General features: G+C 51.5%; 1 pseudogene. It reads right to left on the bottom strand.

Annotated features, from left to right (window positions below):
• Positions 1-1159 (bottom strand): annotated as a pseudogene (locus LIX91_RS25495) (IS3 family transposase); the annotation flags it as partial.

Here is a 1159-nt window from a genome sequence, read left to right as displayed (position 1 = left end):
TGAAGCTCATCCAGATCGTTAAATTTGTTCAGGTAGAAAAATTCGGATTTCAGCGTGCTAAAAAAGCTCTCAATAGCCGCGTTGTCGTAGCAGTTACCCTTGCGCGACATGCTGGCTGCGATCGAATTCTCATTGAGCAGTCGCTGGTAAATAGGCATCCGATATTGCCAGCCTTGGTCGGAATGCAAAATCGGCTTTTCATGCGGTCCAAGCCGCTTAAATGCTCCTTCAAGCATTTCGTCGACCATGGAGTACAGCGGGCGCCTGGCAATCGCATAGGAAATGATTTCGCCGCTGTACAGATCCATGATCGGCGACAGATAGAGTTTCTGGCCTCCTACTTTGAATTCGGTCACGTCGGTAGCCCATTTCTGGTTAAGGTATTGCGCTTTGAAATCACGCTTTAGCAGGTTAGGCGCGGCCTTGCCTGCTTCGCCTTTGTAGGAACGGTATTTCTTCACGCGTATCAGGCTCTTCAGGCCTAGCTGCCCCATTAGTTTCTGCACCGTCTTGTGGTTCACAAGATGGCCCGCCCTGCGCAAAGCTGCCGTGATGCGACGATAGCCATACCGGCCCTTGTGCTCGTAGAAAGTTGCCTGAATCAGGTCTTTCAGCACGGCGTATTTGTCATCTGCCAGCAGTACCTTTTGTTGATAGTAAAAAGTGCTGCGTGCCAGACCGGCAAACTTCAGCAGGCCGTCCAGAGAATGCAAAGGCCTCAGTTCCATCACGATTTGCGCTTTTTCTGCTGCGCTATTCGTTGCTTCTTCTGAACCAAGGCATCGAGCTTTTTTAGATAATCGACCTCCATCCGCAGTTGCTTCACCTCGGCAAGCAACTCGTCACGCGAGCGCGATTCATCGTTGATCGGAGCGGAGTTCACAGGGGGAAGGAGCGTCGTCATCTTTCTTGGGCGTCCAACTTTCTTAGGGGGCTTTGAGGATGCGTTAAGAGCACCTTCGTCAAAAAGGCGCTGCCATAGATTGATGATGCCGAACTGACGGATATCGAACAAGGCCGCTGTCTGGCGCAGTGATAATCGCTCATCATGCATGCGCTTCAAAACAGCTAGCTTGAATTCGTCACTGTAACGCTGCCGCCTTTTCTCTTTAAGAGCGGCTGGGCCGTGGATCTGATAAGCCGCGACCCACTGACGAAG

This window comes from Pseudomonas sp. B20 (assembly GCF_020515755.1).
In the GTDB taxonomy this organism is placed as follows: Bacteria; Pseudomonadota; Gammaproteobacteria; order Pseudomonadales; family Pseudomonadaceae; genus Aquipseudomonas; species Aquipseudomonas syringae.
The sequence above is the reverse complement of the archived record's forward strand: the minus strand, read 5'-3'. Positions and strand labels throughout refer to the sequence as shown.